This is a genomic window from Segetibacter aerophilus (assembly GCF_007991655.1).
In the GTDB taxonomy this organism is placed as follows: domain Bacteria; phylum Bacteroidota; class Bacteroidia; order Chitinophagales; family Chitinophagaceae; genus Segetibacter; species Segetibacter aerophilus.
The window spans coordinates 1-3,318 of the sequence record NZ_BJYT01000060.1 but is presented as its reverse complement, the minus strand read 5'-3'; the positions used below and the strand labels follow the sequence as shown (position 1 = coordinate 3,318).

The window sequence follows — 3,318 nt, the reverse complement described above, 5'->3', positions numbered from 1 at the left end:
AAAAAAAACCTCAATACTACTTGGATTCATTGTACTAAAATTTTTGCTACAATTTTCGCTGATAAGTTCGGATTACGATTTACAACGAGATGAATTTTTACACCTCGACCAAGGGCACCACCTTGCCTGGGGTTTTCAATCTGTACCGCCTTTTACTTCATGGGTTTCCTACATTATTAATTTGCTTGGAGGTACTGTTTTTTGGATTAAATTTTTTCCGGCTCTATTTGGTGCTTTGACAATCGTTGTTGTTTGGAAAGCCATCGAAGAATTAGGTGGAAATTTATTCGCCTTGGTTTTAGGCGGAACTTGTATTTTATTTTCGGTGCTCTTAAGACTTAACACTTTATACCAGCCCAACTCTTTTGACGTTTTAAGCTGGACTACTTTTTACTTTATCCTCATTAAATATTTTAAAACCGAAAATAAAAAATGGCTTTTTATAGGGGCTATTGTATTTGCCTTAGGTTTTCTAAATAAATATAATGTTGTCTTTCTTGTCATTGGAATTTTGCCTGCTGTTTTATTAACCGAACAACGAAAAGTGTTTACAAAAAAGGAGTTTTATACCGCTCTAGTTTTAGCCCTGTTGCTCATTTCACCCAACCTTGCATGGCAATACAAGAATAATTTTCCTGTTGTTCATCACTTGAAGGAATTGGCAGACACTCAACTGGTAAATGTTGATAGAGCCGGTTTTTTAAAATCGCAACTTCTTTTCTTTATCGGCTGTTTATTTGTTATTGTTTCAGCCTTATACGCGCTACTGGCGTACGTTCCTTTCAAGAAATACAAAGCATTCTTCTGGAATTTATTTTTCACTTTAATTGTATTTATTTATTTCAAAGCCAAAGACTATTATGCTATAGGTCTTTATCCTATTTACATTTCATTTGGTTCAGTTTTTCTTGTGGAGATCTGCAAAGAAGGTTGGAGAAAATACTTGCAGCCTGTGTTCATTGCAATTCCATTAATGTTATTTATCCCTTTCTACCAAATTGGGTTTCCAAATCATAGCCCTGAATATATTTTACAGCATCAACAGCCATATAAAAAAATGGGTTTGCTACTTTGGGAAGACGGCAAAGAACATGCGTTGCCGCAAGACTTCTCAGATATGGTCGGATGGAAAGAATTGGCTATAAAAGTTGATAGTGTTTGTTCTACACTGCCAGATCTCGATCATACCCTAGTACTTTGTGACAACTACGGACAAGCAGGAGCAATAAACTACTACATCAAAAACAAAAAAATTGTTGCTGAATCCTTCCATGCAGACTACATCAACTGGCTTAGATTTGACAGGAAAATAAAGGATGTCATCTTAGTAAAAGAAGATGACGATGAGGACAAAGAAAGAAAAGTAGAAATACCTCTTTTTGACAGCGTTTACCTGGCCGGCAAGAGAATAAATCGGTTTGCAAGAGAAGATACAATTGCGATATATGTACTTCGGGGTGCGAAAGTCGACGTGAATAAAAGAATAAAAGACGAGGCAGAAAGAAAGAAAAATCACCTGTAATAAGATCGGTCAAGGTCCTGTGAGCCACTTTCATTTCTCTGGGCTTTTTTACCACGTTTACGTCAAAGTAAATTCTCCCACCGCCTTTAGCGTGAAGTATTGAAAAAATAAATAGAGAAAACAAGATGTTGAAGAGCTTTTGTTATCAGTAATTGAAAAACAACGCTTGTTTGTAAGATTAGATGAAGTAAAGTAAGGATTACAAACTCGTAATCCTTACTTTGGTGATCCGGATTGGATTCTTTATTTCTTCCTAAACCTTTGATTTTCAGCTCTTATTTTTTTTACTCGATTTTTTAGTCGATTAAGTTCTGTATTAAGAACGTTGTCTTACCTATCTTAACAAAGTTTGACTTTTCCTTACAAAAATATTATTTCCTTTAACCCCAAAAAAAATATAAGCTGGACGTCGCGCCTTCGAGTACCGTGCCGTCCGCAAACATTAATATTAATGCTTTGTAAAACAATGATTTACAGGGCATTTTTGTTTTACGGTACAACATAGGTACAACATTTAAAAATGTTACACACTTATTGGGGGAGTTTAACTGACGCTCCTTTAATATTACAATATTTCCACCAAGCACTCCTACAACGCCACGCTCGTAATTAATACTTCATTGAAGTCAATCCTTCACTCGAAAATTATTTATAGGACATCAATTAAGAAGGGTCCGGTTGTCCAGTTCTCTTAGGAGAAAAAGAAGTTGAACAGAAAGAGTAATCTAAGAAAACACTAATATGGAGATTATAGGGAGCAGTTTATACTGCTCCCTTTTTATTTCTGCCTAATGATAATAAAACTAATTCCCGGCTAAGTCTTTCGCTACAGTAGTAATGAGCATATGTTCTGAAATATGAGACTAGTTGATAACATTTTAAGGAGACACTATGTAAACGCAGTTCTGTAGCAGCAATAGAAAAGGTTTGACAAGAACATCTTCAATTTTACCTTCTACAGCAAAGTAAAAGTGATAGAGTTGTTCAATTTGATGTAGTCTGCTATGTCCTCTTACTAAAATATCTTCTGCTATAGGAGGAATTAAATGAAATTGGATCGGTTGAAGCAGAGAAAATAGAGACATGCAACTCTATTAATTGTTGTTATTGCATTGCGGTGATTTCTTGCTATAAAGGGTAGCTGCTACAGAAAATTACATGAAACGGACTTTTCACTATCTGGCTGTTTAAAACAATTAGGGAAAATGGGCATTGGACAGATCATTTGACTTTTACGGGTACTAAAACAATAAAGCTACTACTATCTGATAATTGTAGTACCATCTTTACTTTAGCTCTCGTACATTTTGCTATTCTTAATCAACCGATGTTTGATTTACATTAATAAAGAATTATCAAACTTGAACAGGGGTTTAAGTCAAGGACATGATGTTATAGAAATAAACAGAGACTTTATTGAGCACGTAATTTTTAAGTTCTCTTCTATTAAATGCAACTCTCACATAGTTAAAAGAGGGGGTAGAGGAGACTAGTGTTATGGGGAGGGGTGTTTATAGAGGATGGCAGTATTTCTCTTACGCTGGCAAAGAATATTTAAGCACACTTAGTGTCCTTATTGTGCTCCAACAATTTGCCTTTTTCCCAAAAAACTTTCTTTCATCTGCTTCAGATTTATAGTCATCCAAATTATCCTCGATTCTTAAAAGGACCTTCTCTAATTTCTTCAAACTTTAGCTGGAATTATTGATTGTTCAATCATACTGGTATTGTTTACTACCCACTTTTTCTTTAAGTGACATTAGTAATTTAACGGAAGATCGCGCTGTTTACGAAAG

Annotated in this window: 1 protein-coding gene; it reads left to right on the top strand. The window is 35.0% G+C overall.

Going from position 1 to position 3,318, the window contains the following annotated elements; translation table 11 throughout:
• Positions 1–1,522 (top strand): glycosyltransferase family 39 protein (locus SAE01_RS24225; RefSeq protein ID WP_147206416.1); only part of this gene is annotated, 1,522 nt, incomplete at its 5' end.
• Between the last annotated feature and the right edge of the window lie 1,796 nt (positions 1,523–3,318).